The sequence below is a fragment of the Roseivivax jejudonensis genome, from assembly GCF_900172265.1.
Classification (GTDB): Bacteria; Pseudomonadota; Alphaproteobacteria; order Rhodobacterales; family Rhodobacteraceae; genus Roseivivax; species Roseivivax jejudonensis.
Genome location: NZ_FWFK01000001.1, coordinates 460,533 through 486,103 on the forward strand (window position 1 = coordinate 460,533; position 25,571 = coordinate 486,103).

At 69.6% G+C, this 25,571-nt stretch carries 26 protein-coding genes; 17 read left to right on the forward strand and 9 right to left on the reverse strand.

The annotated features are described in order from the left end of the window. Positions 1–15 precede the first annotated feature (15 nt). Positions 16–756, reverse strand: coding sequence for a ChaN family lipoprotein (locus ROJ8625_RS02270; protein ID WP_306372280.1), 741 nt, complete (start codon positions 754–756; stop codon positions 16–18). A gap of 50 nt (positions 757–806) precedes the next feature. Beyond that, the gene (locus tag ROJ8625_RS02275; RefSeq protein WP_085790214.1) at positions 807–1,685 is read right to left on the reverse strand and encodes an RNA polymerase factor sigma-32; all 879 of its coding nucleotides are present in this window, start codon (positions 1,683–1,685) and stop codon (positions 807–809) included. Between the two features lie 351 nt (positions 1,686–2,036). Here ROJ8625_RS02275 and ROJ8625_RS02280 point away from each other — a divergent pair, with 351 nt between their 5' ends. Then, entirely contained in the window at positions 2,037–3,554 is a 1,518-nt protein-coding gene (locus tag ROJ8625_RS02280) for a YifB family Mg chelatase-like AAA ATPase (protein ID WP_085790215.1), read from the forward strand. Here the strand turns inward: ROJ8625_RS02280 and ROJ8625_RS02285 are convergent. The 4 genes from ROJ8625_RS02285 to rsmI form a co-directional block, all read right to left on the reverse strand. Next, on the reverse strand, positions 3,521–4,420 hold the full coding sequence (locus ROJ8625_RS02285; protein ID WP_085790216.1) for an alpha/beta hydrolase: 900 nt from the start codon (positions 4,418–4,420) through the stop codon (positions 3,521–3,523). The two genes, ROJ8625_RS02280 and ROJ8625_RS02285, sit on opposite strands and share 34 nt — an antisense overlap. Continuing rightward, complete coding sequence (gshB, locus tag ROJ8625_RS02290) at positions 4,417–5,355, reverse strand: glutathione synthase (RefSeq protein ID WP_085790217.1); 939 nt, start codon at positions 5,353–5,355, stop codon at positions 4,417–4,419. Before gshB ends, ROJ8625_RS02285 begins: the two co-directional genes overlap by 4 nt. A gap of 93 nt (positions 5,356–5,448) precedes the next feature. Continuing rightward, positions 5,449–5,838: a YraN family protein gene (locus ROJ8625_RS02295; RefSeq protein WP_234984143.1), complete on the reverse strand. Its 390-nt coding sequence runs from the start codon at positions 5,836–5,838 to the stop codon at positions 5,449–5,451. Next, the gene (gene rsmI / locus ROJ8625_RS02300) at positions 5,825–6,709 is read right to left on the reverse strand and encodes a 16S rRNA (cytidine(1402)-2'-O)-methyltransferase (protein WP_085790218.1); all 885 of its coding nucleotides are present in this window, start codon (positions 6,707–6,709) and stop codon (positions 5,825–5,827) included. The genes ROJ8625_RS02295 and rsmI overlap by 14 nt, the downstream gene beginning before the upstream one ends. Positions 6,710–6,854: 145 nt before the next feature. Between rsmI and ROJ8625_RS02305 the strand changes: the two genes are divergently transcribed. The 3 genes from ROJ8625_RS02305 to ROJ8625_RS02315 all read left to right on the forward strand — a co-directional run bounded on the left by ROJ8625_RS02305 (position 6,855) and on the right by ROJ8625_RS02315 (position 11,147). Beyond that, positions 6,855–8,027, forward strand: coding sequence for a penicillin-binding protein activator (locus ROJ8625_RS02305; protein ID WP_085790219.1), 1,173 nt, complete (start codon positions 6,855–6,857; stop codon positions 8,025–8,027). Next, entirely contained in the window at positions 7,987–10,851 is a 2,865-nt protein-coding gene (locus ROJ8625_RS02310; protein ID WP_085790220.1) for a [protein-PII] uridylyltransferase, read from the forward strand. The genes ROJ8625_RS02305 and ROJ8625_RS02310 overlap by 41 nt, the downstream gene beginning before the upstream one ends. Positions 10,852–10,964: 113 nt before the next feature. After that, complete coding sequence (locus ROJ8625_RS02315) at positions 10,965–11,147, forward strand: hypothetical protein (protein ID WP_085790221.1); 183 nt, start codon at positions 10,965–10,967, stop codon at positions 11,145–11,147. 5 nt (positions 11,148–11,152) lie between these two features. Here the strand turns inward: ROJ8625_RS02315 and ROJ8625_RS02320 are convergent, their stop codons facing one another. Then, on the reverse strand, positions 11,153–11,518 hold the full coding sequence (locus ROJ8625_RS02320) for a VOC family protein (RefSeq protein ID WP_085790222.1): 366 nt from the start codon (positions 11,516–11,518) through the stop codon (positions 11,153–11,155). 136 nt (positions 11,519–11,654) lie between these two features. Between ROJ8625_RS02320 and murJ the strand changes: the two genes are divergently transcribed. Both murJ and ROJ8625_RS02330 read left to right on the forward strand, forming a co-directional pair. Next, on the forward strand, positions 11,655–13,202 hold the full coding sequence (gene murJ / locus ROJ8625_RS02325) for a murein biosynthesis integral membrane protein MurJ (protein WP_085790223.1): 1,548 nt from the start codon (positions 11,655–11,657) through the stop codon (positions 13,200–13,202). Next, entirely contained in the window at positions 13,126–14,694 is a 1,569-nt protein-coding gene (locus ROJ8625_RS02330) for a phospholipase D family protein (RefSeq protein WP_085790224.1), read from the forward strand. Before murJ ends, ROJ8625_RS02330 begins: the two co-directional genes overlap by 77 nt. A gap of 9 nt (positions 14,695–14,703) precedes the next feature. Here ROJ8625_RS02330 and ROJ8625_RS02335 read toward each other — a convergent pair whose 3' ends face one another. Continuing rightward, entirely contained in the window at positions 14,704–15,381 is a 678-nt protein-coding gene (locus tag ROJ8625_RS02335; RefSeq protein ID WP_085790225.1) for a rhomboid family intramembrane serine protease, read from the reverse strand. 170 nt (positions 15,382–15,551) lie between these two features. On the opposite strand from ROJ8625_RS02335, the gene ROJ8625_RS02340 reads away from it, so the two are divergent. The 4 genes from ROJ8625_RS02340 (at position 15,552) to ROJ8625_RS02355 (ending at position 18,853) form a co-directional block, all read left to right on the forward strand. Next, positions 15,552–16,814 (forward strand): ABC1 kinase family protein, encoded by a 1,263-nt coding sequence (locus tag ROJ8625_RS02340; RefSeq protein ID WP_234984144.1) that lies wholly within the window; start codon positions 15,552–15,554, stop codon positions 16,812–16,814. Positions 16,815–16,903: 89 nt separating this feature from the next. Next, positions 16,904–17,401 carry a VOC family protein gene (locus ROJ8625_RS02345; RefSeq protein ID WP_085790226.1) on the forward strand — a complete coding sequence of 166 codons (498 nt, stop codon included), beginning with the start codon at positions 16,904–16,906 and terminating at the stop codon, positions 17,399–17,401. A 64-nt stretch (positions 17,402–17,465) separates the two neighbouring features. Further along, entirely contained in the window at positions 17,466–18,338 is an 873-nt protein-coding gene (locus ROJ8625_RS02350) for a branched-chain amino acid aminotransferase (RefSeq protein ID WP_085790227.1), read from the forward strand. 59 nt (positions 18,339–18,397) lie between these two features. Then, entirely contained in the window at positions 18,398–18,853 is a 456-nt protein-coding gene (locus ROJ8625_RS02355) for a universal stress protein (protein WP_085790228.1), read from the forward strand. 24 nt (positions 18,854–18,877) lie between these two features. Here ROJ8625_RS02355 and ROJ8625_RS02360 read toward each other — a convergent pair whose 3' ends face one another. After that, positions 18,878–19,285, reverse strand: a complete 408-nt coding sequence (locus tag ROJ8625_RS02360) for a DUF7282 domain-containing protein (protein ID WP_085790229.1) — start codon at positions 19,283–19,285, stop codon at positions 18,878–18,880. A 157-nt stretch (positions 19,286–19,442) separates the two neighbouring features. On the opposite strand from ROJ8625_RS02360, the gene ROJ8625_RS02365 reads away from it, so the two are divergent. The 7 genes from ROJ8625_RS02365 to ROJ8625_RS02395 all read left to right on the forward strand — a co-directional run bounded on the left by ROJ8625_RS02365 (position 19,443) and on the right by ROJ8625_RS02395 (position 25,568). Beyond that, positions 19,443–20,012: a NifU family protein gene (locus ROJ8625_RS02365; RefSeq protein WP_085790230.1), complete on the forward strand. Its 570-nt coding sequence runs from the start codon at positions 19,443–19,445 to the stop codon at positions 20,010–20,012. Next, positions 20,005–20,571 carry a tRNA (adenosine(37)-N6)-threonylcarbamoyltransferase complex dimerization subunit type 1 TsaB gene (tsaB, locus tag ROJ8625_RS02370; RefSeq protein ID WP_234984145.1) on the forward strand — a complete coding sequence of 189 codons (567 nt, stop codon included), beginning with the start codon at positions 20,005–20,007 and terminating at the stop codon, positions 20,569–20,571. The genes ROJ8625_RS02365 and tsaB overlap by 8 nt, the downstream gene beginning before the upstream one ends. Next, entirely contained in the window at positions 20,561–20,980 is a 420-nt protein-coding gene (locus ROJ8625_RS02375) for a GNAT family N-acetyltransferase (protein WP_085790231.1), read from the forward strand. Before tsaB ends, ROJ8625_RS02375 begins: the two co-directional genes overlap by 11 nt. Before the next feature lie 173 nt (positions 20,981–21,153). Beyond that, positions 21,154–22,158: a BMP family lipoprotein gene (locus ROJ8625_RS02380; protein WP_085790232.1), complete on the forward strand. Its 1,005-nt coding sequence runs from the start codon at positions 21,154–21,156 to the stop codon at positions 22,156–22,158. A gap of 98 nt (positions 22,159–22,256) precedes the next feature. Continuing rightward, positions 22,257–23,858, forward strand: a complete 1,602-nt coding sequence (locus tag ROJ8625_RS02385) for an ABC transporter ATP-binding protein (RefSeq protein ID WP_085790233.1) — start codon at positions 22,257–22,259, stop codon at positions 23,856–23,858. Further along, positions 23,851–24,942 (forward strand): ABC transporter permease, encoded by a 1,092-nt coding sequence (locus ROJ8625_RS02390; RefSeq protein WP_085790234.1) that lies wholly within the window; start codon positions 23,851–23,853, stop codon positions 24,940–24,942. The genes ROJ8625_RS02385 and ROJ8625_RS02390 overlap by 8 nt, the downstream gene beginning before the upstream one ends. After that, the gene (locus tag ROJ8625_RS02395; RefSeq protein ID WP_085790235.1) at positions 24,939–25,568 is read left to right on the forward strand and encodes a LysE family translocator; all 630 of its coding nucleotides are present in this window, start codon (positions 24,939–24,941) and stop codon (positions 25,566–25,568) included. Before ROJ8625_RS02390 ends, ROJ8625_RS02395 begins: the two co-directional genes overlap by 4 nt. Positions 25,569–25,571 lie beyond the last annotated feature (3 nt).

Genomic DNA, 25,571 nt, shown 5'->3' on the forward strand with positions numbered 1-25,571 from the left:
CGCCGGACCTTCGGCTCAGCCCGCGTCGAAGGCGGCGCACGGATCGCCGCGATCGACATCCTCGCCCATCTCGACCTGGTCGAACGATCCGTCGGGGTCGCCATGCGCCGGCTCTCCCTGCCCGAGCGCGGCGGTCGTAACCTCGGGCGCGACCCGCGCCACGTAGGCCGGCGCGCCCCATTCGGTGCGGGCGTGCCCGTTGCCGGTGATGACGACGACCGGTGCACCGGCCTCGTCCAGCGCGGTCAGTGCGGCGCGGGCAATGAGCGCGTCGCGCAGGCGCTGGATATCGACCATCATGGGCAGCATCTCGTCGGGCAGCGCGTCGCAATGCGCCTCGGCCTGCATGGCCTCGCGCGCGCCCTGCGTCTCCGGCGGCAGGGGCGTGGTCAGACCATACGCATCTGCGCCGGGGCCGAACACATCGGCGATGGTGTCCTGCATGACCCGCCGGGCATCCTCGCGCGGAAGAGCCGCGCCGTAAATCGCGGCATCGGGCGCCGCGACGAAGATCGGATGATACAGGGAAAAATCGGGCCAGCCGCTGTTGGCCCAGTCGAGCGCGGCGGCCAAAGCGTCTGGATCGGCGATCAGGTAGGGCTCGACCACCGCGGCCTGTGCCTCGGTCAGCATTTCGAACACGAGCGCTGTTGGCGCGATGTCTGCGACCAAATCGGCCTGCCGCGCATGATGGCTCGGGTTGTCGTGCTGTTCGCCCAGAAAAACGATGTCGGCGCCCGAGAGTGACGCCGGCACATCCGACCAGGCCGGGTGTCCTGCCGCCAGTGCGGCGAGGACGCCCGCGATCAGGCGAGGAATGCGTGAACCTCGCGCGACTGGGTCTCCAGCGAACGGCGCATCTTGGTGAAGGCTGCAGCCTCCAGCTGGCGCACCCGCTCCTTGGACAGCCCGAGCTCGTTGCCAAGGCTCTCGAGGGTTCGCGCATCATCGCGCAGCTTGCGCTCGCGCACGATGAAGCGTTCACGATCGTTCAGCGCACCCATCGCCGCCAGCAGCCACTCGCGCAGCTGTTCGGTGTCGTGGCTGTTCTCGACGAGGTCCGCGGCCTGCGCCGAGTCATCCTCGAGCGCGTCGATCCACTCGCGGCCCTCGTCCTCGACCGATTGCGTCGCGTTCAGCGAATAGTCGGAGCCCGAGAGGCGGCCTTCCATCATCTCGACGTCGTGCAGCGGCACGCCGATCTCCGTCGAGATGAGCTGGCGCAGCTGGTGGCGGTCGAGCGTTTCGCCGTTGGCAGCCGCTTCGCGTTCGAGACGGGCCTGAACGCGCCGCATGTTGAAGAACAGCGACTTTTGCGACGACGTGGAGCCGGTGCGCACCATCGACCAGTTGCGCATCACGTAATCCTGGATCGACGCCTTGATCCACCAGACGGCGTAGGTCGAGAAGCGCACGCCGCGATCGGGGTCGAACTTGTCGGCGGCCTTCATCAGCCCGAGGCCCGCTTCCTGGATAAGGTCGTTCATCGGTGCGCCGTAGCGCTTGAACTTCGACGCCATCGAGATTGCGAGGCGCATGTAGGCAGTAATAAGTCGATGAAGGGATTTCTCGCAGCGTTCGTCACGCCACGCGTAGGCAAGCTTGAGTTCGGTTTCGGCATCCAGAAGCTCTGCCTTCATGGCGCGCCGCGACAGCGTCTGATCGTTGAAAGTGTCAAGTGCCATTGTCGCTCCCCGTTTCGGATACGAAAGACTTGTAATGCAGGTGGCGCTCGTATCCCTCTACGGACTTGGAACGACTCCAGATCAAAGAAGGTTGCAAAGAAATTGCGAGATCGGGCGCATTTCGAGAACGAAACGCCTTTGGGCCGGCGCTTGCGCGACCGGATCACCAATCTGTCATCGCTCCAACCGATCGCGGCCGCGAACTGTTCCGAGCGTCGTGCCGGACGCGCAAATGACGTCGTGTCAGGCGGAAATCCGTCATGTGGTCATCACCGGCGCGGCCGTCGTTAACCCGGCGCTAACCGTGCGCGGCGCAGGGTCCGGCCTCGGGTCGGGGGCGGATGGTGCGACATGGTGGCGCAAGCCTACACGGTGGCGTTCGAGGGCGTGGAGGCGCGCATCGTCGAGGTGCAGTGCGCGCTGACCGCCGGGCTGCCCGGGTTTTCCATCGTCGGCCTCCCCGACAAGGCCGTAAGCGAGGCGCGCGACCGGGTGCGCACGGCGCTGAGCGCGATGTCGATCGCGCTGCCGTCGAAGCGGATCACGATCAACCTGTCGCCGGCGGACCTGCCGAAGGAGGGATCGCATTTCGACCTTCCCATCGCGCTCGGGTTGCTCGCGGCGCTGGAGATCGTGCCGAAGGACGCGGTCGCGGGGACGCTGGCGTTGGGCGAGTTGTCTCTCGACGGCACGCTGGTGCCGGTCGTGGGCGCGCTTCCGGCAGCGATGGCGGCGGCCGAAGACGCACGTACTCTGCTGTGTCCGCGCGACTCGGGCGCCGAAGCAGCGTGGGTCGATGCCTGCACGGTGATCGGCGCGGCCTCGCTTCTGGAGGTGGTGCACCACTTTTCCGGCCGACAGATCCTTGCGCCCTGCACCGCCGGCGAGGTCACGGAAGATGGGCGGCCGGGCGATCTGGCCGACGTGAAGGGACAGGAAAAGGCCAAGCGCGCGCTCGAGATCGCCGCGGCAGGCCGGCACCACCTGATGTTCGTGGGCGCGCCCGGTTCGGGCAAGTCGATGCTGGCGGCGCGGATGCCGGGGATCCTGCCGCCCCTGTCACCGATCGAGGCGCTCGAGACCTCGATGATCCACTCGCTCGCCGGGCTTCTCGACGCGGGCGGGATCTCTCGCGCGCGTCCGTTCCGCGAACCGCACCACACCGCCAGCCAGGCGGCGATCATCGGCGGCGGGCGCAGCGCGAAACCCGGCGAAATCAGCCTCGCGCACAATGGCGTGCTGTTCATGGACGAGTTCCCCGAGTTTCCGCGAACGGTGCTCGAGACGCTGCGACAGCCGATCGAAACCGGCGAGGTGATGATCGCGCGGGCCAACGCGCACGTGCGCTATCCCTGCCGGTTCCTGCTTGTGGCGGCGGCCAATCCGTGCCGGTGCGGCAACCTTGCCGATGCCGGGCAGGCGTGCTCGCGCGCCCCGGCCTGCGGCGAGGAGTATCTCGGACGGATCTCGGGGCCGCTGATGGACCGCTTCGACCTGCGCGTGGAGGTCCCGCCGGTGTCCTATGCCGATCTCGACCTGCCGGCGAGCGGCGACACCTCGGCGACCGTTGCCGCGCGGGTCGCGCAGGCACGGGATCGACAGGCGGCGCGGTTCGAGGCGCACGAGGGCGTGCGCACGAACGCGGATGCCGCCGGCGCAATGCTCGAGGCGATTGCCGCCCTCGACCCCGAGTGCCGGGCGTTGATGAAGCGCGCGGCGGACCGGTTCGGGCTGTCGGCGCGCGGGTATCACCGTGTAATTCGCGTCGCGCGTACCATCGCGGATCTCGAGGGCAGCGCCGAACTCCGCCGGCCGCACCTCGCCGAAGCGCTCGGTTACCGGCTGGTCGGAGTGGCGAAGGAGTCCTGAACGAAGCGGGCGGTGCTTTCGAGAGACGCGCGCGCCTCGGGCAGCCAGCCGTCGAGGATCTGCCAGACATGCGGAACGTCGGGCACGACTTCCTCGGTCACCGGCGCGCCGTAGCCGCGCAGGCGGTCCGCCATGCGCCGGGAATCGTCGCGCAGGATCTCCGTCTCGCCGTACTGGAGCAGCACCGGCGGGCAATTCGGAAACGCGGCGTAGAGAGGCGAGGCGCGCGGATCGGTCCGCCGATGCGTCCCGAGATAGAGGTCGACCACGTCGGCCATGCGCTCGGCTGGCAGCATCGCTTCCGTATCGCGGTTCTCGCGCAGGCTGTCGCCGGTCATCGCGAGGTCCGTCCACGGCGAAAAGGCGAAGGCCGCGCGCGGCGGCGTTCCGCGCCGGCAAAGCTTCGACAGCAGCGCCAGCGCAAGGCCGCCGCCGGCGCTGTCGCCGCCGATGACGATGTCTTCCGGCGCGAACCCCAGCCGGCGCAGCTTGCGCCAGGCCCGCTTCGCGTCGTGGTAGGCCGCCGGGAAAGGCGCAGCGGGCGCGAGGCGATAGCGCGGCGCGCAGACCTCGATGCCCGACAGGAACGACAGCTGCCCGAGCGGGCCGGAGTAGTTGTCGGGCGAACCGGCGACATAGGCACCGCCGTGAAAGTACAGGATCGCGAGGCCCTCGGCGGTCTCGCCGGCGCTGAGCCAGGTCAGGCCGTCTGGCCGTGAGAACCGGCGCAGAAAGGGCGGGCGGCGCAGCAGCAGGTTGAAGCGACCGACATCTGCGGCGAAGTCCCCGGGGCTGTCGATGCGGGCCAGCCACGGCTTGACCACCGCCCGCATATGCATCCCCAACAGCTTCGCCTGCCAACTCATGATCGTCGTTTCGCCTCGATGGCCTCCCAGATGCGCCCTGCCACATTAATGCCGTCGAAGCGTTCCAGTTCCTGCAGACCGGTCGGAGAGGTCACGTTGATTTCGGTCAGCCAATCGCCGATCACGTCGATCCCGACGAAGATCTGCCCCTTCTCGCGCAGCGTCGGCCCGATCGCGGCGCAGATCTCGTGGTCGCGTTCGGTGAGGCCGACCTTGGCGGCCTTGCCGCCCACGTGCATGTTCGAGCGCACCTCTCCTTCGGCCGGCACGCGATTGATCGCGCCGGCGGCCTCGCCGTCGACGAGGATGATGCGTTTGTCGCCGCGGGTCACGGCGGGCAGGAACTTTTGCACGATCAGCGGCTCGCGCGAGAAGCCGGTGAACATCTCGTGCAGAGACGACAGGTTCCGGTCATCGGCGCCAAGCTTGAAGATGCCCGCGCCGCCATTGCCGTAGAGCGGCTTCAGGATCACGTCGCCATGACGCGCGCGGAACGCCTTCAGCGTCTGCAGATCGCGCGCTATGGTTGTCGGCGGCGTCAGCTCCGGGAAGTTGAGGACGAGCAGCTTTTCCGGCGAGTTGCGCACCCAGAACGGATCGTTGACGACGAGCGTGCCGGGGCCGAGCCGCTCCAGCAGATGCGTCGTGGTGATGTAGTGCATGTCGAACGGCGGATCCTGGCGGAGCCACACGACATCGAACTCCGACAGGTCGACATGGCGCATCTCGCCGAGCGCCGCGTGATCGCCGCGCACCCGCTGCACGCGCAGGTCCTGCCCGCGGGCCGTGATCCGGCCCTCCTCGAAGGCCAGGTGTTCGGGCGTGTAGTAGAACAGCTCGTGACCCCGCGCCTGCGCCTCCTCGGCAAGGCGGAAGGTGCTGTCGGCGTCGATGTCGACGGGCCCGATCGGGTCCATCTGGAAGGCGATCTTCATGGCGGTCCTCGCGGCTGGCAACGCGCCCATAGATGGGCCCACGGCCCGCGGGAGGCAATGGAGCGTGATGCGCCGTCGCCGCGACGGGTCAGGTTACGCCGTGCCGAAGGCGTTTTCGATCACCCGGACCTCGCCGCGTTCGTCGACCAGCGCGACGTCGAAACGGATATCGGTCAGCTGCCCGCGCGGTTCGGTGCTGCAGAACTCGGCGGCGGAGGCGCAGAGCCGATCCATCTGCCGGCGCGAGAGTCGTTCGGCGGCGCGGGCGAAGCTGCGGCTTTTCTTGACCTCGACGAAGATCAGGCCGTCGCCGTCGCGCGCGATCAGGTCGACCTCGCCGCCGGCGCCGCGCCAGCGGCGTTGCGCGATGGCATAGCCGCGCCGCTCGTACTCGCTGGCGATCGTCGCCTCCGCCGCGCGGCCGGCCTCGTAGGTCACGGCGCGGCGGGCCGCATCCTTCGCCGGCCGGTCAGTTGTCATCATCGGCATCGCGCTTCCACTGCATCGCCTTCTGGTAGACCGGCCGGCGGGACACGCCGAGCTCGGACGACACCTGGTCGGCCGCGTCGCGCACGGACATCGTGGCGAGCGCGGTCTTCAGTGCCCGGTCTACATCCTCTTCGTTGACGTTTCCCGAAGATCCGCGGCCGATCAGCACCACGATCTCGCCCTTGGGCGTCGTGCCGTCGTAGGCCTCGGCGAGGCTGCCGAGCGTGCCGCGACGGACCTCCTCGAACCGCTTGGTCAGTTCGCGCGCCACCGTCGCCGGGCGTTCCGGCCCGAGGCGCCGGGCGGCGGCGGCCAGCGTCGCGGCGACCCGGCGCGGCGATTCGTAGAGGATCAGCGTGGCGTCGACCGGGGCGAGCGCGTCGAGCGCGCGGTCGCGGGCGCCCTTCTGATTGGGCAGAAACCCCGCGAAGTGAAAGCGGTCGCTCGGCAGGCCGGCGAGCGTCAGCGCGGTGACCGCCGCCGACACGCCCGGCGCTGCGGTGACGTCGTGGCCGGCCTCCTGCGCCGCGCGCACGAGGTCGAACCCCGGATCCGACACAAGCGGGGTTCCGGCCTCGGACGCGTAGGCGACCGTTCGCCCCTCGGCGAGCGCCGCGAGGAGCTTCGGGCGCATCTTCGCGCCGTTGTGGTCGTGATAGGCGAGGCAGGGCCGATCGCCGAGCGGAATGCCGTGGATCTCCAGCAGGCGGCGCAACGCGCGGGTGTCCTCGGCGGCGAGCACGTCGGCCTCCCGCAGCACGTCGAGCGCGCGCAGCGTGATGTCGCGGGCATTGCCGATCGGCGTGGAGACGAGGACGAGGCCGCCGCCGGATCCGGGCGGCGCGTTGCCGGTCTTCGGATTCATTGTTGGACGCCCTTTCGGCCTGATCTACACTCCGCGTCAAATCCGCGCGGTCGGGCGCCGAACATCACCGGCGCGGCCCCAGGACCGGGGCCGGCGTCCGGGCCCGTCTGCCCGCGCGACCAGAGATCGAGGGAGCCTCCACATCATGATCGCCCGTTTCGTCCCTGCCCGCAAGGCGTGCCGCCGGGTCGTGGCCGCGCTTGCGCTGACGGCGCTCGCCGCCTGCGACGCCGCCGTCCTGCCCTCCGCTTCCGGCCCGCGCGTCGATCCCGGCGCCCCGGTTCCGGTGGCGCTCCTGGTGCCGCAATCGGACGCCAATGCCGGCGCCATCGCGCGCAGCCTCGAGAACGCCGCGCGGCTCGCGGCCGCCGATCTCGACGGCGCAGAGATCGACCTGCGGGTCTACGACACGGCGGGCAATCCGCAGACCGCCGCGGCGGCGGCGCAACGCGCGGTCGACGAGGGCGCGGGCATCATTCTCGGGCCGCTCTACGCCGAGGCGGCGAACGCGGCGGCGGTGACGGTCGCGGACGAGGGCGTGAACGTCCTGAGCTTCTCGAACAACACGCAGGTGGCCGGCGGCAACCTTTTCCTGCTCGGCGCGACGTTCGAGAACACCGCCAACCGGCTGGTGTCCTACTCGGCCGACCAGGGCGTCGACGACCTTGCCGTGCTCTTCAACAACAACGTGGCCGGCCAGATCGGCCGCAACGCGATCCAGGGCGCGGCCGCGCGGAACGGCGCGCGCGTCGTCGCCACCGAGGGTTACCAGCTCAACGCCGAGAGCCTGAGCGGCGCGATCGGGCGCATCCGCCCGCTCGTCGACAGCGGACAGGCCGACGGGCTGTTCCTGACCGACACGTGGGAAGGCGGCCTGTCGGTCGCGCTGCAGCTCGGGCCCGAGCAGGGCCTGTCGCCGTCGGAGGTCCAGTATGTCGGGCTGACGCGCTGGGACACCCGGCCCGACGGCTTCAACCTTCCGGGCGTCGAAGGCGCCTTCTTCGCCCTGCCCTCGCGCAGCGCCAGCCAGGCGTTCCAGAGCCGCTACCAGGCGGCCTATGGCAGCGCGCCGCACCCGCTCGCCGGCCTCGCGTTCGACGGGATCGCGGCCGTCGGCGCGCTGGTCGGACGGGGACGGTCGGACGCGTTCAGCGCCCGTGCGCTCACGCAAGGCTCTGGCTTCCAGGGCGCGTCCGGTGTATTCCGCCTGCGGTCCGACGGCACGAACGAGCGCGGCCTCGCCGTGGCGACCGTGCGAAACCAGCAGGTGGTGATCCTTGACCCAGCCCCGAGCGGCTTCGGCGGCGCCGGCTTCTGATCCGGCCGAAACGTCCGACACGACGCACACTGACGGCGGAACGCCGTCCGGCCGGTCCGCCGGCCGGGCGGCGCGGCTGCGCGCGGATCTCGTCGCACCGGCGCATGAAATCTTCGATGCCGACGCCGTGCGCGCCCGGCTCGACGCCGCCATCGGCGAGGCGCGCGACGAATCCACGGTCCGGCGCGCGGTCGTCGAGGTCTTGTCCGAGGCGCGGGAGGCCGGCCGCGCCCGCATCGCAGAGGCGTTCCGCACGGCGCCGCGCGTGGCGCCGCCCGCGACCCGGGCCTACACCTACCTGACCGACTCGATCGTCACGCAGGTCTGGGAGGTGGCGATCGACCGGCTGCACCGCCGCCCGACGCCCACCAAGGGCGAGCGCATCGCGGTGCTTGCCGTCGGCGGCTACGGGCGGGGCGAGATGGCGCCGTTTTCCGACGTCGACCTTCTGTTCCTGACGCCGTGGAAGATCACGCCCTGGGCCGAGAGCGTCATCGAGTCGATGCTCTACATCCTGTGGGACCTGAAGCTGAAGGTCGGGCACGCGTCGCGCACCGTGAAGGATTGCCTGCGGCTCGGGGCCGAGGACTACACGATCCGCACCGCGATGCTGGAGCACCGGTTCCTCGCGGGCCACGAACCGCTGGCCGACGACCTCGAGGCGCGACTGCGCACCGACCTGTTCGAAGGCACCGAGCGCGACTTCGTGGCCGCCAAGCTCGAAGAGCGCGACGCGCGCCACGAGAAGCAGGGGGGCCAGCGCTACCTCGTGGAGCCGAACGTGAAGGAAGGCAAGGGCGGCTTGCGCGACCTGCAATCGCTCTTCTGGATCACGAAATACGTCTACCACACCGATGACACCGCGGAACTGGTATCGCTCGGCGTGTTCCGCCGCGACGAGTACGAGACCTTCGTTCGCGCCGAGGGCTTTCTCTGGGCGGTGCGCTGTCACCTGCACCTGCTGACGGGCCGGGCAATGGAGCAGCTGACCTTCGACATGCAGGTGGAGGTCGCCGCGGCCATGGGGTTCGAGGACCGGGGCGGACGCCGCGCGGTCGAGATCTTCATGCAGGACTACTTCCGTCACGCCACGGCGGTCGGCGACCTGACGCGGATCGTGCTCACCTCGCTGGAGGCCGAGCATCGCAAGACGCCGCCGCTGCTCCTGCGGGTGTTCAGCCGGTCACCCAAGGTCGCGGACGGCTACGAGGTCGCGCACGGGCGCCTGATCTTCGCCGACGAGGCCGAGTTCCTGTCGGACAAGCTCAACCTCCTGCGGATCTACGAGGAGGCCCTGCGCACCGGGCTGCTGATCCATCCCGAGGCGATGCGCCTGATCAAGGCCAACCTGCACCTGATCGACGAGGACATGCGCCGCTCGCCCGAGGCGCAGCGAATCTTCCTCGGCCTACTGCTGGAACACGGGAACCCGGACCGCGCGCTGCGGCGGATGAACGAGCTCGGCGTGCTCGCGGCCTTCATCCCCGAATTCGAACCGATCGTCGCGATGATGCAGTTCAACATGTATCACAGCTACACGGTCGACGAGCACACCATACAGTGCCTGTGGCACCTGTCGGAGATCGAGGAGCACAAGCTTGTCGAGGAGCTGCCGGTTGCGACCCAGATCCTCGAGGCAGGCGTGAACCGGCGCGTTCTCTACGTGGCGCTGCTGCTCCATGACATCGGCAAGGGCCGCGACGAGGACCATTCCATCGTCGGCGCCAAGATCGCGCGCCGCGTGGCGCCGCGGCTTGGTCTGAAGAAGTCCGAATGCGCGACGGTCGAATGGCTGGTGCGTCATCACCTGCTGATGTCGGACATGGCGCAGAAGCGCGACATCGCCGATCCCCGGACCGTGCGGGACTTTGCCAAGGCGGTGCAGTCGCGCGAGCGGCTCGACCTGCTGCTTCTGCTCACGGTCTGCGACATCCGCGGCGTCGGGCCGGGCACGTGGAACAACTGGAAGGCGGCGCTTCTGCGCGCGCTCTATCGCCAGACCCGCCGCGCGCTCGAGAGCGGGATGGAGGATCTCAACCGCGAGAACCGCGGCGCCGAGGCGCGCAAGCTCCTGCGCGCGCGGCTGGCCGACTGGGACGACGCGGCGCTCAAGACCGAGACCGGACGGCACTATGGCCCCTATTGGCAGGGCCTGCACGTCACCGCGCACGTGGTCTTTGCCAACCTCCTGCGCAACATCTCGACGGACGAGGTGCGCATCGACATCCACCCCGACGAGGACCGGGACGCGACGCGCGTCTGCTTTGCGCTCGTCGACCATCCCGGCATCTTCTCGCGGCTGGCCGGGGCGCTGGCGCTCGTCGGTGCGGACGTCGTGGACGCGCGCACCTACACGACAAAGGACGGCTTTGCGACGGCGGCCTTCTGGATCCAGGATGGCGACGGCAGCCCCTACGAGTCCGAACGCCTGCCTCGCCTGCGCGAGACGATCCACAAGACGCTCAAGGGCGAGGTCGTGGCGCGCGAGGCGATCAAGTCGAAGGACAAGATCAAGAAGCGCGAGCGCGCCTTCCGCGTGCCGACCTCCATCACCTTCGACAACGACGGATCGGAGATCTACACGATCATCGAGGTCGACACCCGCGACCGGCCCGGCCTGCTCTACGACCTGACGCGCACGCTGGCGGCGCAGAACATCTACATCGCCAGCGCGGTGATCGCGACCTACGGCGAGCAGGTGGTCGACAGCTTCTACGTCAAGGACATGTTCGGCCTGAAGCTGCACGCGCGGTCGAAGCAGAAGGCGCTGGAGCGCAAGCTGCGCGATGCCATCGCGGCGGGCGTGGAGCGCGCCTACAGCTGACGGGCGGCGCGGTGATGCGCCAGACGCGCGGGAAGCCGCCGCCCGGTCCGGCGCGCTCTGGGCGGCGTCGCGGCGGTGGTCTAGGGTCTGTGCCGTCCAGCCGAGGATTTGCCATGACCCGCGCCGCCCTTGCCCTGATGCTGATCGCGCCCGCCGCCCTGTCGGGCTGCATCGCCCTGACGGCGGCCGACACGGCAAAGGACGCCGCCGTCTTCACCACCAAAACCGCGGTCAAGGGCACGGCAACCGCCGGGCGCATCGCCACGGCGCCGCTGCGCAAGCGCGACGACGACTGACCCGCTCAGAGCTGGCGCGAGATGTACCACTGCGTGCCGGTCGTATCGGCGACGCCGCCGCGCAGATCGCCGTCGCCCTTGTCCTGCATCTCCTGCAGGATCGTCGCGCCGGCCGCTGTCGCCCGGTCGAACGCGGCTTCGGCATCCGGCACGTAGACATGCAGCATCGCGGGCGTGCCGCCCGTCGCCCCGCCCAGCATCACGACGCTGTCGCCGATCCGCATCTCGGCGTGCATGACGCTGCCGTCGTCGCGATGGAAGATGCGCAAACGTTCGGCGCCGAAGACCGTCTCGGCAAAGCGCAGCGCCGCCTCCACGTCCGCGACAACGAGGTAGGGCGACACGTCGGGGTATCCGTCGGGCTTGTACATCTGCGCTCTCCTTGGCCCGCCAAAGCCTAGGCACCGCAAGAGAGCCTGCGCAAGCGGCCCCTTCCGCCCCGTCCGGCGATGCGCTAGACCCCGCCCGTCACGAACCGCCCCGGGCCCCGGGCAAAGGCTTCCCCGCATGCGACCCATCCGACTACTGACCGGCGTTCTCACCGTGGGCGTGTGGACGCTCCTGTCGCGCGTGCTGGGCCTCGTGCGCGAGATCGTCATCCTTGCGCTGATCGGGCCGGGCCCGGTGATGGACGCCTTCGTCGCGGCCTTTCGCCTGCCCAACATGTTCCGCCGTTTCTTTGCCGAGGGCGCGTTCAACGCCGCTTTCGTGCCGATGTTCTCGAAACGGCTGGAGGCCGACGAGTCGCCGCTCGATTTCGGGTCGTCGGCGCTGTCGGGGCTGGGGTTCGTGCTGCTGATCCTGTCGGCGGTGGCGATGATCTTCATGCCGGCGCTGGTCTACGCCACGGCCGAGGGGTTTGCCGGGGACGAGCGGTTCGACCTCACCGTGGCCTTCGGCCGGGTGATGTTTCCCTACATCCTCTTCATCTCTCTCGCGGCGCTCTTGTCCGGCGCGCTCAATGCCTCGGGCCGTTTCGCCGCCGCGGCGGCGGCGCCGGTGCTGCTGAACGTGCTGGTGATCGGCGGGATGGTCGCCGCGAGCGCCGCCGGCGGCGCGGTCATCGACGTGCTGGTCTGGACGGTGCCGGTCGCCGGCGTCGCGCAGCTGGCGCTCGTTTGGATCGCCGCCGAGCGCGCGGGGCTTCGCCTGCGCCCGCGCCGGCCGCGGCTCACGCCCGAGATGCGCGACCTCGTTCGGATCGCGGTTCCGGCGGCGCTGGCCGGCGGGGTGATGCAGATCAACCTGCTGGTCGGTCAGCAGGTCGCGTCGAATTTCGACAAGGCGGTGGGCTGGCTCTATGCCGCCGACCGTCTCTACCAGCTGCCGCTCGGGGTCGTCGGCATCGCGGTGGGGATCGTTCTGTTGCCGGACCTGTCACGGCGGCTCAAGGCCGGAGACGATGCCGGCGGGCGCGCGGCGTTCAGCCGCGCGACCGAGATCTCGATCGCACTGACCCTGCCCGCCGCGGTGGCGCTGATCGTGGTGCCGCTGCCTGTTGTCAGCGTCCTCTACCAGCGCGGCGCCACGTCCGCCGCCGACTCGCAGGCCATCGCGCTGGCCGTGGCGATCTACGGGCTCGGCCTGCCGGCCTTCGTGCTGCAGAAGACGCTGCAGCCGCTGTTCTTCGCCCGAGAGGACACCAAGACCCCGTTCCGCTATGCCCTCGTGTCCATGATCGTGAACGCGGCGCTGGCGATCGGGCTCGCCCCGGCACTCGGCTGGGTCGCGCCGGCGATCGCCACGACGGCCGCCGGCTGGGCGATGGTCGTGCTGCTCGCCCTCGGCGCGCGGCGGCTCGGACCGGTGGTGCGGCTCGACGATCGGTTCCGCCGCCGGCTGCCGCGCATCGCGCTGGCCTCGATCGTGATGGGTGCGGCACTGTGGGGAACGATGGTCGCACTCGGGCCTTTACTCGACAGGGGGGGCGTGCGTTACCTCGCACTTGTCGTGCTCATCGGGGTCGGGATTGGTATCTATGGCATCGCAGGACAACTCGTCGGCGCATTCCGCCTCTCCGAATTCCGCGACGCCGTCCGGCGCAGGCGCGGCTGACGATACCGACCCGGTCGCGCACATCACCGCGTCCGAGATCTATCCCGTTCTCGAGGAGATGGTCGCCGGCGCCGAGGACGAGATCCTCCTGTCCTACCGCGTGTTCGAGCCGGGGACCGCGCTGCGCCATCCGCGCCTGCGGGCCGAGGGGCTCGAGACTTGGGTGGATCTGCTCGAGCAGGTGGCCGCGCGCGGTGTGCGCCTGCGCATCGTTATCACCGATTTCGACCCGCTCTTCGCCGCCGATCTTCACCGGCTGTCGTGGGCCTCTGCCAGCAAGTTCGCAGACCGTATCTCGGGCGACGTGCAGATCCTCGTCGCCCCGCACGGGCAGGAGGTGGGCTGGATCTGGCGCCGCGCGCTGATCTTCAAGATCACGGAGAAGCTCCGCTCTCTGAAACAGTCCTCGGAGGATCGGCTGACCCCGGTCCAGCGCAAGCTCTTGCAGGCGCGTCCGTTCCTGCGGCCGGTCTCGCTGCACCAGAAGGTCGCCGTGGTGGACGGGTCCCGCGCGGTGATCGGCGGGCTCGATGTCAACGAACGGCGCTGGGACGACAACAATCACGACCGCCCCGCCGAGGAAACCTGGCATGATGTGAGCCTGAGCGTCGAAGGCGACATCGCCGCCGCCGCGCGCGCCCATTTCGTCGACACCTGGAACGCCGCCCTGCGCGACGAGGCGGCCTCTCTGGCCGATGCGGCGCAGGCGATGGACGCGCCGCCGCGGCCGCAGGGCCGGACCGAGCTGCGGCTCGTGCGGACGATGTCGCAGCCGCGCAAGGGACCGTTCAGTTTCGGGCCAAAGCCATACCTCACCGAGCACGAGGAGGTCACGCTCGCCGCCATCGGCGAGGCGCGGCACCTGATCTACATGGAATCGCAGTTCCTGCGGCACCGCCCGATCTCGGACGCGCTCTGTGCCGCGGCGAGGCGCGTGCCGGATCTGCAGCTCGTCCTGCTGCTGCCGCCCGAGCCCGAGCGTATCCTCTTCGGCGGTGCCGACAGCTGGGACGCCCGGCATGCCCACGCGCTGCAGACGCTCGCGCTGGGTGATGTCCACGCGGCCTTCGGCGAACGCGCGGCGCTGCTGTCGCCGGGACAGACCCGCCCGGCGACGCCCGGCTTCAGCCGCGCCCTCGGGGGGGCCGGTCCGATCTACGTCCACGCGAAGGTCACGCTGATCGACGACCGCTTCGGCCTCGTCGGATCGGCCAACCTCAACGGCCGCTCGATGCGCTGGGACACCGAGGCCTCGGTGCTCTTCCGCAAGACCGAGATCATCAAGGATCTACGGCTGCGACTGGCCCGCAAGTGGCTGGGCGGGCGGATGACCGATGCCGACCCCGAAAAGGCGGCGACGTGGCGGGCCGCAGCCGAGGCGAACGCGGCGCTCGACCCGGAACGGCGGATCGGCTTCGTCATGCCCTACCCGCTCGGACGCGCGCGGCGCTTCTCGCGGCACCTGCCGCTTTTGCCGGACGAGATGTTCTGAGAGGCGGTGCTACCGGCGGATCCGCGCGAGGATCCTTGCCGCGCCGCCGGGCACCAACGCCACCGTGAGCGCGAAGCCGGTAACGAAGCCGCCGACCTCGGCCACCCAGTGCGGGCTGCTTCCGAACAGCAGGCCGAAGACGAGCTGCAAGCCAAGGAGCACGCCGATCAGGCTGAAGGCGCGGATCTGAGCCTCGCCCATGCGGCCGAGCCGCACCCACAGAAGGTAGGTGAATGCGCCGATGAGGCCGTAGACGGGTGTGAAACCGCCATAGAGCGGGGCCGACGCCCCGGCCGCGGTGTAGATCAGCGCGCCCCCGATGCTCGCCCCGGCGAAGACCGCGAGCGTGCGCGCCTGCCCCATCGTCTCGGCCACCATCTTGCCCAGCGCGAGCAGCATGACGCAGGCGAACAGCGTCGCCGTGAAGGCGCCGTTGACGAAAGGATAGCTGAGGATGCGCACCACGTGCTGCAGCGGCGCCTGGCGGGTCTGGACCATCCACTCGAGGATCTCGCCCGAGAAGGCAAAGCGTTCGATCATCGCGACGCGCCAACCGATGGCCCCGGGTCCGCCGGCCAGCCCGCGCGCGCCCAGCGAAAATGCCAACTCGGCCACCGCCATCACGGCGAACAGGATCAGCACGACCGGCGGGATCGGGTTCACGGGGCTCGCGTTGTGATCGTGCATGCCGCTCCTCGTGGGCCGGACGCCGGATCGTGCGCCCCGGTCTCGCGCCTGACTATGCGCTCACGGTGCGGATGGCCAGACGCCCCGCGCGGCTTATCTGCCTTCCGATGACGGATCGGGACCGATACCTTTCGCGCCCGCTGCCGGTGCCGGCGCGCCGGTTCGGGCGAATGGCACGGCTCGGCGGGCTGACCGGCGGGCTGATGGGTCGCGCGGCGCTGGCCGGCGCGGGCGAGCTGGCGCGCGGACGCCGGCCCGCGTTCGACCGCCTGATGTTGACCCCCGCGAACGCCGCGCGCGTGACGGCCGAGCTGGCGCGTATGCGCGGCGCGGCGATGAAGCTCGGGCAGTTGATCTCGATGGAGGCCGGCGAGATCCTGACGCCCGAACTGGCCGATATCCTCGCCAGCCTGCGATCGGAGGCGCATGCGATGCCGCCGCCGCAGCTCAAGCGCGTGCTGTCGGACAATTGGGGTGCCGATTTCCTGCGCCGGTTCCGGCGCTTCGACGTGACGCCGATCGCCGCGGCGTCGATCGGGCAGGTGCACCGTGCCGAGACCAGGGACGGCACCGCGCTCGCGATCAAGGTGCAGTATCCCGGCATCCGCGACAGCATCGACAGCGACATCGCCAATCTCGGCGCGATCATCCGCTGGTCGGGCATGGTGCCGCGGGGGCTCGATCTGGCTCCGCTGCTCGAGGATGCGCGCGCGCAGCTGCATGAAGAGGCCGACTACGCGCAGGAGGCGCGCGCGATGACGCGGTTCGCCGACCTTCTGGCCGACGAGGCGGCCTTTGCCGTTCCACGCCCGCACGAGGCGTTCTCGACCCGGGATATCCTCGCGATGGATTATCTCTCCGGCGTGCCGATCGAGGATCTTGCCGGCGCGGCGCAGGAGGTGAGGGACGGCGCCGGGGCGCGACTGATCGGGCTGGTGCTGCGCGAGCTGTTCGAGTTCCGGCTGATGCAGACCGATCCGAACTTCGCCAACTACCGGTGGGATGCCGAAAGCGGGCGCATCGTCCTGCTCGATTTCGGCGCGACGCGGGCGTTCCCGGAAACGCTCGTCGCCGACTTCCGCGCGATGCTTCGGGCGGGGCTCGCGGGCGACCGTGACGGGATCCGCGCAGCGGCGATGCGGATCGGCTACCTCTCCGACGATCTGTCGGAGGCGCGGATCGCCACGCTGCTCGACATGATGCAGATGTGCTTCGTGCCGCTGGCAGAGGAATCACCGTTCGACTTCGCCGACTCCGACCTGCCGCAACGGCTGACCGAGGCGGCAATCGCCTTCGGCCGAGAGCGCGACATCGCGCCGGTGCCGCCGACCGATGCCCTGTTCCTCCAGCGCAAGGTGGCCGGACTCTACCTTCTGTGCGCCCGGATCGGCGCGCGCGTGGCGCTCCGCCCGCTGGTCGCTCCGTATGCATGAGCGCACGGATGCACAGTGCACCTTCGCTTTCGCCTGATGCACTGCAGAAGCGCACATCATATCTTTCGGCGAACAGACAGGAGTTCGCCATGACCGCAACAGCCCCCACCACCGCCCCGCCCGACATGCGCATCGGCCACGTGCACCTGCGGGTGTCCGACCTCGACCGGTCGATCGCGTTTTATCGCGACGTGATCGGCCTGACAGTGACGCAACGCTACGGCACGCGCGCCGCATTTCTGTCGGCCGGCGGATATCACCACCATATCGGGCTCAATACGTGGGACAGCGCCGGGGCCGCACCGGCGCCGCGCGGGCATCCGGGCCTGTATCACACCGCGTTCCTGTTTCCCGATCGCGCCACGCTCGGCGCTGCGCTTGGCCGCGCCGTGGCGGCAGGCGTGGAGATCGAGGGTGCGGCGGATCACGGTGTCTCCGAAGCCGTCTATTTCTCGGATCCCGACGGAAACGGGATCGAGATCTATCGCGACCGCGCCGAGACCGACTGGCCGCGGGACGCCGACGGCCAGCTCTCCATGTCGAATACGCCCCTCGACCTGCGCGCGCTTCTGGCCGAGGCGGCCTGAGCCGGGTGGACCTCGCCCGCCGGCGGGGATAGCGTCCGCGCGACTTTCAGACGAGGAGACGGCGATGGCGACGGGTCGCAACATCCGCACCTATTTCGAGGGCACGTGGCACGAGGGCGACGCTCCCGTCATGCGCGCCGCGGATCACGGCTCGTGGCTCGGCTCGACCGTCTTTGACGGCGCGCGCTTCATCGACGGGATGGCGCCCGATCTCGACAAGCACTGCGCCCGCACCAACCGCTCGGCCGAGGCGCTGATGATCGCACCCACGAAAACCGACGCCGAGATCCTCGAGATCGCGCGCGAGGGGCTCGCGATGTTCCCCAAGTCGGCCCCTGTCTACGTGCGGCCGATGTACTGGTCGACCGACAGCGAACCCTCGGCGATCATGCCGAAGATCGGGCCCGAGCATACCGGGTTCGCGCTCTGTCTCGAGGAGTTCCCGATGCTGCCCGATCAGCATCTGGTGTCTCTGGGGCGCACGTCGTTCCGGCGCCCGGTGCTCGAGGACAACGTGGTCAACGCCAAGGCCGGGTGCCTCTACGCCAACAACGCTCGGATGCTGCGCGAGGTCGGGCAGCGCGGCTTCGAGAACGCGCTGGTGGCCGACGCGATGGGCAATGTCGCCGAGACGGCGACGTCCAACGTCTTCATGGTGCGCGACGGCGTCGTGTTCACGCCGGTGCCGAACGGCACGTTCCTCGCCGGGATCACGCGGGCGCGGCACATCCAGAACCTGCGCGCCGACGGCATCGACGTGGTGGAGACGGTGCTGACCTTCCGCGACTTCGAGGAAGCCGACGAGATCTTTCTGACCGGCAACCTCAACAAGGTCACACCGGTCGGCCGCTTCGAGGACCGGCACTACCAGTTCGGTCCAATCACCCGCCGCGCGCGCGAAATCTACTGGGACTGGGCCGCGTCTCAGGCCGCCTGATCACGCCCGCTTGCCGGCCGCGTCCGGCTCGGCCATGCTCGCGCCCGAGGAGAAGTTCCATGCGCAAGTTCATGGTCGTCCTTGACGACAGCCGCGAATGCCTGAACGCGATGCGCTTTGCCGCGATGCGCGCGGCGCGCACCGGCGGAGGCGTGTCGATCCTGTCGGTGATCCCGCCGGACGAGTTCAATCACTGGGTCGGCGTGGGGGAGATCATGCGCGAGGAAGCGCGCGAGCGCATCACCGCGCATTTCGAGGTCTTCGCCAAGTGGATGCGCGATCGCCAGAACGTCGATCCCGAACTGGTGATCCGAGAGGGCGATCCGGTCGCGCAGATCGTCGCCCAGATCGGCGACGATCCGGATATCGGCGTGCTGGTGCTCGGGGCCGGCACGGACAAGTCCGGGCCGGGGCCGCTGGTGACGCACCTGACGCGGAACGCCGGCACGCTGCCGATCCCCATCACGATCGTGCCCGGGGATCTGTCCAAGGAGCGGCTCGAGGCGATCACCTGATCGCCCCGGCCGGTCGCCCCGGGATCACTCGGCGGTGATGACCGTCATCACCAGCTCTTCGTCCTGGCGGATCGGGCCGTCTTCGGTGGCGCCGAGGGTGTATTCGAAGATGCCGGTCTCGGACCCGTCATCCTCGCTGTGCACCATCAGCATCAGCATGTCGCCCGACGCGACCTCTTCGGTCAGGATCGCGGCCACGTCCGACGTCTCGCCTTCGCGGATGGGCGCGTGACCGACGACCGGACCGGGCGCCATTTCCTCGTCGGTGCGGTGCACGACGAGCCAGCCGTTGGCGGGCGCGACGATGCGCGAGGCGCTGACCACGCCGTTCGAGACCGACTGGTCGGACGCTTCGACCATCGGCATGTCCTGTGCGACGGCGGGGATTGCGGTGGCGGCGGCCACGGCGCCGGCGATGATGAATGCACGCATATCTCTGATCCTCTCCTGGTTTCGAGATGATCCAGTCACGCGCACCGGCCCGCCGAAGTTTCACGGTCCCGTGCGACGCAATTTAGAACCGTTCCAAACCTTGACCCTCGCGACCGCGACGCGCATATTCAAATCCAACCGAGAAAGGGCGAGCCAAATGTTCATCCAGACCGAATCGACCCCCAACCCCGCGACGCTGAAGTTCCTGCCGGGGCAGACGGTGCTCGAGGCGGGCACCGCGGATTTCCCGTCGGCCGAGGGTGCCGGCGCCTCGCCGCTTGCGACGCGGCTGTTCGAGGTTGACGGCGTGCGCGGCGTCTTCTTCGGCAACGATTTCGTGACCGTGACCAAGGCAGACGAGACCGAGTGGGATCACGTGAAACCCGCGGTTCTCGGCGCGATCATGGAGCATTTCCAGTCCGGCCAGCCGATCATGGCCGACGGCGCGATGGAGGCTGCCGGCGACGGCCATGCCGCCCACGAGGGCGAGGATGGCGAAATCGTCGGCCAGATCAAGGAATTGCTCGACACCCGCGTGCGCCCGGCAGTGGCGCAGGACGGTGGCGACATCACCTTCCACGGGTTCGAGCGTGGCGTGGTCTATCTGCACATGCAGGGCGCCTGCGCGGGCTGCCCGTCGTCGACCCTGACGCTGAAGATGGGGATCGAGAACCTGCTGCGGCACTACATCCCCGAGGTGACCGAGGTCCGCCCCGTCGGTGTCTGATCCCCTGATCCTCGGCTTTGATACATCGGCCGCGCATTGCGCGGCCGCTTTGCTGTCGGGCGACCGGTGTCTCGTGCGCCGGGGCGAGGAGATGGGCCGGGGACAGGCCGAGCGGCTGATGCCCCTGCTGGAAGAGGTGCTGGCCGCGGCGGGCGCGGAGTGGCGCGATCTCGAGCGGATCGGCGTCGGGATCGGTCCGGGCAACTTCACCGGGATCCGGATCTCCGTGGCGGCGGCGCGTGGGCTCGCCCTCGCGCTCGACATTCCCGCGATCGGCGTTTCCACGCTCGACGCGACCGACGGGACCTGCCCCATCGTGCCGGCGCCACGCGAACAGGTGTACCTGCGCGGCGCGGACGGCGCGATTGCGCTGGTGCCGCGCGACACGGCACTGGGCGATGCGACGTATCCGCCGCCGCCGGACGCGCTCGCCGAGGCGATCGCCCGCCGGGCCCGGCTTCTGCTGGCGCCCGGACCGTCGCCGGCGCCGCTTTACGTGCGGCCCGCGGACGCGGCCCCGGCGCGCGAGGCCCCGCCCCGCATCCTCGATGACGCCTGAGGATATCGCCGCGCTGATGGCGCGCGCCTACCGTCACCAGGAGCCGTGGCGCGCCGTCGATGTCGCGGCGATGCTGGACCGGCCGGTGTCGCGGCTCCTGACGGCGCCGGGCGCCGTCCTGATCGCGCAGGTCGTCGCGGACGAGGCCGAGATCCTCGCGCTGGCGACCGATCCGGGGACGCAGCGCCGGGGCGTCGCGCGCGGCCTCCTCGCCCGCTTTCACGACGACGCGGCAGCCGACGGCGTGACGCGCGCGGTGCTCGACGTGGCCGAGGACAATGAACCCGCGCGCACGCTCTACGCGTCGGCGGGCTATGTCGAAACGGCACGGAGGCACCGGTACTACGCGCGCCGCGACGGGACCCGCGCGGATGCGCTGCTCATGGCACGGGCGCTGCCCGCCGGATGACCGGCGCGTGACGGGAGGTCATGCCGCGGCGGGCCGCGCGATCCCCGGCGTCACGGGAAAAACCGGTTGACCCCCTCGCGGCCGTCGGTCCTAAATCGCCGGCAGATCAACGGATCCAGTACCGGCGGCCGGCCATGTCCCGTGCCGCCGACAGGCTTTCAGGGAGCTGCACAATGAACGTTCTGAAATCCCTTCTCGGCGCGTCGGCCGCGCTGGCGCTGACCTCCGGCGCCGCGCTGGCCGACCCGGCGCTCATCTACGACCTCGGCGGCAAGTTCGACAAGTCCTTCAACGAGGCGGCATTCAACGGCGCGGAACGCTGGGCCGAGGAAACCGGCGGGTCGTATCGCGACATCGAGCTTCAGTCCGAGGCCCAGCGCGAACAGGCGCTGCGCCGCTTCGCGGAAGCCGGATTCAACCCGGTCATCACCACCGGCTTCTCCATGTCGACGCCGATCGACAACGTCGCCGGCGACTATCCCGACACCAAGTTCGTGACCATCGACGGCTATGTCGATCCCGAGGAACACCCGAACGTGAAGTCGATCTCCTTCGCGGAGGAGCAGGGCTCCTATCTCGTCGGGATGCTTGCCGCGATGGCGTCGGAGACGAACACGATCTCGTTCGTCGGCGGCATGGATATCCCGCTGATCCGCGCCTTCGCCTGCGGCTACGCGCAGGGCGCCAAGGCCGTGAACGAGGACATCGAGGTCATCGCCAACATGACCGGCACCACGCCGGCCGCCTGGAACGACCCGGTGAAGGGCTCCGAGCTCACCAACGCCCAGATCAGCCAGGGCTCCGACGTGGTCTTCGCCGCCGCCGGCGGCACCGGCATCGGCGTGCTCCAGACCGCCGCGGACGAGGATATCCTGTCCATCGGCGTCGACAGCAACCAGAACCACCTGCATCCCGGCCAGGTCCTGACCTCGATGCTCAAGCGCGTGGACGTCGCCACCTATGAGGCGATGCAGGCGGGCGAAGACCTCGACACCGGGACCGAACGTCTGACGCTCGAGGACAACGGCGTCGGCTACGCGCTCGACGAGAACAACCGCGAGCTCATCTCCGACGAGATGCAGGAACGCGTCGACGAGGCCCGCCAGGCAATCATCGACGGCGAGATCGAGGTCCACGACTACCGCTCCGACGACAGCTGCCCGGCGCTGACGTTCTGATATCGCCATCCGGGCGGCGCCTGCGACGCGTCGCCCGGATGCCCGAATGCGGCCGCGTGGCGCGCGGTCGCGCCCTCTGTCCGAGGTAGCTCGACGCCATGACCGACACCGCACCCGCCATCGAACTCAAAGGCATCTCCAAGGCCTTCGGTCCGGTCCAGGCGAACAAGGACATCTCGATCCGCGTGATGCCGGGCACCATCCACGGCATCATCGGCGAGAACGGTGCCGGCAAGTCCACGCTGATGTCGATCCTCTACGGCTTTTACGCCGCCGACGCGGGCGAGATCTGGGTGAAAGGCCAGCGCACCGAGATTCCCGACAGCCAGGCCGCGATCCGCGCCGGGATCGGCATGGTCTTCCAGCATTTCAAGCTGGTGCAGAACTTCACCGTGCTCGAGAACGTCATCCTCGGCGCCGAGGACGGGGGCCTGCTGAAGCCCTCGCTGGCCAAGGCGCGCGGCGTTCTCAAGCAGCTGGCCGAGGAATACGAGCTGTCGGTCGACCCCGACACGCAGGTCCAGCACCTGTCGGTCGGGCACCAGCAGCGGGTCGAGATCCTCAAGGCGCTCTATCGCCAGGCCGACATCCTGATCCTCGACGAACCGACCGGCGTTCTGACGCCCGCCGAGGCCGACCACCTCTTTCGCATCCTCGACAACCTGCGTGCCGAGGGAAAGACGATCATCCTCATCACCCACAAGCTGCGCGAGATCATGGAAATCACCGACACGGTGAGCGTGATGCGCCGCGGCGAGATGACGGCGACGGTCAAGACCGCGGAAACGAGCCCCGAGGAACTCGCCGAGCTGATGGTGGGCCGCAAGGTGCTCCTCCGGGTCGACAAGACCCCGGCGCGGCCCAAGGCGGCGCTTCTCGAGATCGAGAACCTGCGCCATGTCGACGGCCAGGGCGTCGAACGCCTGCGCGGCATCTCCCTCGAGGTGCGCGCGGGCGAGATCCTCGGCCTCGCCGGTGTCGCCGGCAACGGCCAGTCCGAGCTTCTCGAGGTTCTGGGCGGCTACGCCGAGGCCACCGGCACGGTGCGGGTGAACGGCCGCGAGGTCCCGCTCTCCGGAGCCGGCTGCGACGGCATGGCGCGCCGCGCCGCCGGCATCGGCCATGTTCCCGAGGATCGCCAGCGCGAGGGCCTCATCATGGCCTACACCGCGTGGGAGAACACCGTCTTCGGCTATCACCGCGATCCCGGGATCCAGTCCGGCGCGCTGATGAACAACGCCAAGATCCGCGCCGAGGCCGCCAAGAAGATGGAACGCTTCGACGTTCGGCCGCCCGACCCCGCGCTCGCCGCGCGCAACTTCTCGGGCGGCAACCAGCAGAAGATCGTTCTGGCCCGCGAGATCGAGCGCAATCCCGACGTGCTGCTCATCGGGCAGCCGACGCGCGGCGTCGACATCGGCGCGATCGAGTTCATCCACCAGCAGATCGTCGCACTGCGCGATGCCGGCAAGGCGATCCTGCTGGTGTCGGTCGAACTCGACGAGATCTTCGCACTGTCCGACCGCATCGCGGTGATGTTCGACGGGCGCGTCATGGGCACGCGCGACGCCGCCGAGGCCGACCAGCGCGAGCTTGGCCTGCTGATGGCCGGCATCACCGAGGATCCCGGCGGCGACGCCTTCGAGGCGGTCGAGGCCGCGGTCGAGAAAAAGGAACGCCGGGAGGCGCGTCATGGATAAGCTGCCGCCCTGGGCCGACGCGGTCCTCGTGCCGCTGATCTCGCTCCTGCTCGCCGCCGCGCTGTCGGCGCTGGTCATCCTCGGCATCGGCGAGAACCCGGTCGAGGCGTTTCGCCTGATGGTCGAGGGCGCGCTCCTGCGCTCCGCCGGCTGGGGCTACACGCTCTACTACGCGACGAACTTCATCTTCACAGGCCTCGCCGTCGCCGTGGCCTTCCATGCGCGACTGTTCAATATCGGCGGCGAAGGACAGGCGATGATCGGCGGCCTCGGCGTCGCGGTGATCTGCCTTTACCTGCCGTGGCCGCATTGGACCCTGGCGCTCGTCGCCGCCTCCGCCTCGGCGGCGGTCTTCGGCGCGGCCTGGGCGTTCATCCCGGCCTACCTCCAGGCCAGGCGCGGCAGCCACATCGTGATCACCACGATCATGTTCAACTTCATCGCCGCGGCGCTTCTCAACTACCTGCTCGTCAACGTGATGAAGCCCCCCGGGCAGCAGGATCCGGCAACCGCGGTGTTCCCCGCCTCGACGCATCTGCCGACCTTCCAGGACATGTTCGCCACCGAGGCGATGCCGCTCTTCCGCGGCAGCCCCGGGAACGTGACATTCTTCCTCGCGATCGCCGCCTGCGTGCTCGTCTGGCTGCTGATCTGGCGCACCCGGCTCGGCTACGAGATCCGCGCGCTCGGCCATTCCGAAAGCGCCGCGCGCTACGCCGGCATCTCTCCCGTGCGCACCATCGTCGTCGCGATGCTGATCTCCGGCGGGCTCGCCGGCCTCATGGGCGTCAATACCGCGATGGGCGAGGCCGAGCGGCTGACCATGAACGCGACCGAGGGCGCGGGCTTCATCGGCATCGCCGTGGCGCTGATGGGCCGCAATCACCCCATGGGCGTGTTCCTCGCCGCGATCCTGTTCGGGTTCCTCTACCAGGGCGGGGCGGAGCTCGCTCTTTGGACGAACATCCCGCGCGAGCTGATCGTGGTGATCCAGGCGCTGGTCATCCTGTTCACCGGGGCGCTCGACAACATGGTGCGCGCGCCGCTCGCGCGCCTCTTCGCCGCCCGGCGGAGAGCGACGTGACGGGCGACCTGCCGCACCTGCTCCTGGCCTGGGGAATCCAGGCGACCGGCGTGCTCTCGCCCGGTCCGGGCGTCGCGCTCATCCTCGGCGTCGCGATGGCCGAGGGGCGGCGCCCGGCGCTGCTGACCTGCCTCGGGATCGGCGCAGGCGCCCTGCTCCTCGCGGTTCTGACGGCGCTCGGGCTCGCCGGTCTGCTCGCGGGCACCCGCGAGGCGATGATCGCGGTGCGCTGGATCGGCGCCGCCTACCTCGCCTGGCTCGCGATCGGCGCGTTTCGCAAGGCCGCCGCGCCCGCCGCTCCCGTGGCCGCGCGCCCGGTCGCCCGGCGCACGCCGCTCCGCCGGATCGTGGGCGGCTTCGTGTTCCAGATCGGTAACCCCAAGGCGATCCTGTTCTGGCTCGCGGTCGCCGCCGTCGGCGGCCTCGACACCGTGTCGCCCGCGGCGCTGCTGATCTTCCTCGCGGGCGCCTTCGCGATCTCCGCCGGCGGCCACGGTCTCTGGGCGCTGATCCTGTCGTCGGGGCCGGCCCGCGCGGTCTATGCCCGCGCGCGGCGCGGGATCGAGGCGACGCTCGGTTTCGTCTTCGCCCTGACCGCCATCCGCCTCGCCACCACGAAGGTCTGACCC

What these genes read in the sequence shown, in the direction of transcription:
- ROJ8625_RS02340 (WP_234984144.1), top strand. Translation starts at nt 15,552, where the DNA reads ATGGCACGGCTCGGCGGGCTGACCGGCGGGCTGATGGGTCGCGCGGCG.
- ROJ8625_RS02295 (WP_234984143.1), bottom strand. Translation starts at nt 5,838, where the DNA reads ATGATGACAACTGACCGGCCGGCGAAGGATGCGGCCCGCCGCGCCGTG.
- ROJ8625_RS02280 (WP_085790215.1), top strand. Translation starts at nt 2,037, where the DNA reads ATGGTGGCGCAAGCCTACACGGTGGCGTTCGAGGGCGTGGAGGCGCGC.
- ROJ8625_RS02320 (WP_085790222.1), bottom strand. Translation starts at nt 11,518, where the DNA reads ATGTACAAGCCCGACGGATACCCCGACGTGTCGCCCTACCTCGTTGTC.
- ROJ8625_RS02305 (WP_085790219.1), top strand. Translation starts at nt 6,855, where the DNA reads ATGATCGCCCGTTTCGTCCCTGCCCGCAAGGCGTGCCGCCGGGTCGTG.
- ROJ8625_RS02385 (WP_085790233.1), top strand. Translation starts at nt 22,257, where the DNA reads ATGACCGACACCGCACCCGCCATCGAACTCAAAGGCATCTCCAAGGCC.
- ROJ8625_RS02345 (WP_085790226.1), top strand. Translation starts at nt 16,904, where the DNA reads ATGACCGCAACAGCCCCCACCACCGCCCCGCCCGACATGCGCATCGGC.
- ROJ8625_RS02350 (WP_085790227.1), top strand. Translation starts at nt 17,466, where the DNA reads ATGGCGACGGGTCGCAACATCCGCACCTATTTCGAGGGCACGTGGCAC.
- ROJ8625_RS02335 (WP_085790225.1), bottom strand. Translation starts at nt 15,381, where the DNA reads ATGCACGATCACAACGCGAGCCCCGTGAACCCGATCCCGCCGGTCGTG.
- ROJ8625_RS02330 (WP_085790224.1), top strand. Translation starts at nt 13,126, where the DNA reads ATGGCATCGCAGGACAACTCGTCGGCGCATTCCGCCTCTCCGAATTCC.
- rsmI (WP_085790218.1), bottom strand. Translation starts at nt 6,709, where the DNA reads ATGAATCCGAAGACCGGCAACGCGCCGCCCGGATCCGGCGGCGGCCTC.
- gshB (WP_085790217.1), bottom strand. Translation starts at nt 5,355, where the DNA reads ATGAAGATCGCCTTCCAGATGGACCCGATCGGGCCCGTCGACATCGAC.
- ROJ8625_RS02375 (WP_085790231.1), top strand. Translation starts at nt 20,561, where the DNA reads ATGACGCCTGAGGATATCGCCGCGCTGATGGCGCGCGCCTACCGTCAC.
- ROJ8625_RS02365 (WP_085790230.1), top strand. Translation starts at nt 19,443, where the DNA reads ATGTTCATCCAGACCGAATCGACCCCCAACCCCGCGACGCTGAAGTTC.
- ROJ8625_RS02360 (WP_085790229.1), bottom strand. Translation starts at nt 19,285, where the DNA reads ATGCGTGCATTCATCATCGCCGGCGCCGTGGCCGCCGCCACCGCAATC.
- ROJ8625_RS02380 (WP_085790232.1), top strand. Translation starts at nt 21,154, where the DNA reads ATGAACGTTCTGAAATCCCTTCTCGGCGCGTCGGCCGCGCTGGCGCTG.
- murJ (WP_085790223.1), top strand. Translation starts at nt 11,655, where the DNA reads ATGCGACCCATCCGACTACTGACCGGCGTTCTCACCGTGGGCGTGTGG.
- ROJ8625_RS02315 (WP_085790221.1), top strand. Translation starts at nt 10,965, where the DNA reads ATGACCCGCGCCGCCCTTGCCCTGATGCTGATCGCGCCCGCCGCCCTG.
- ROJ8625_RS02285 (WP_085790216.1), bottom strand. Translation starts at nt 4,420, where the DNA reads ATGAGTTGGCAGGCGAAGCTGTTGGGGATGCATATGCGGGCGGTGGTC.
- ROJ8625_RS02275 (WP_085790214.1), bottom strand. Translation starts at nt 1,685, where the DNA reads ATGGCACTTGACACTTTCAACGATCAGACGCTGTCGCGGCGCGCCATG.
- ROJ8625_RS02390 (WP_085790234.1), top strand. Translation starts at nt 23,851, where the DNA reads ATGGATAAGCTGCCGCCCTGGGCCGACGCGGTCCTCGTGCCGCTGATC.
- ROJ8625_RS02355 (WP_085790228.1), top strand. Translation starts at nt 18,398, where the DNA reads ATGCGCAAGTTCATGGTCGTCCTTGACGACAGCCGCGAATGCCTGAAC.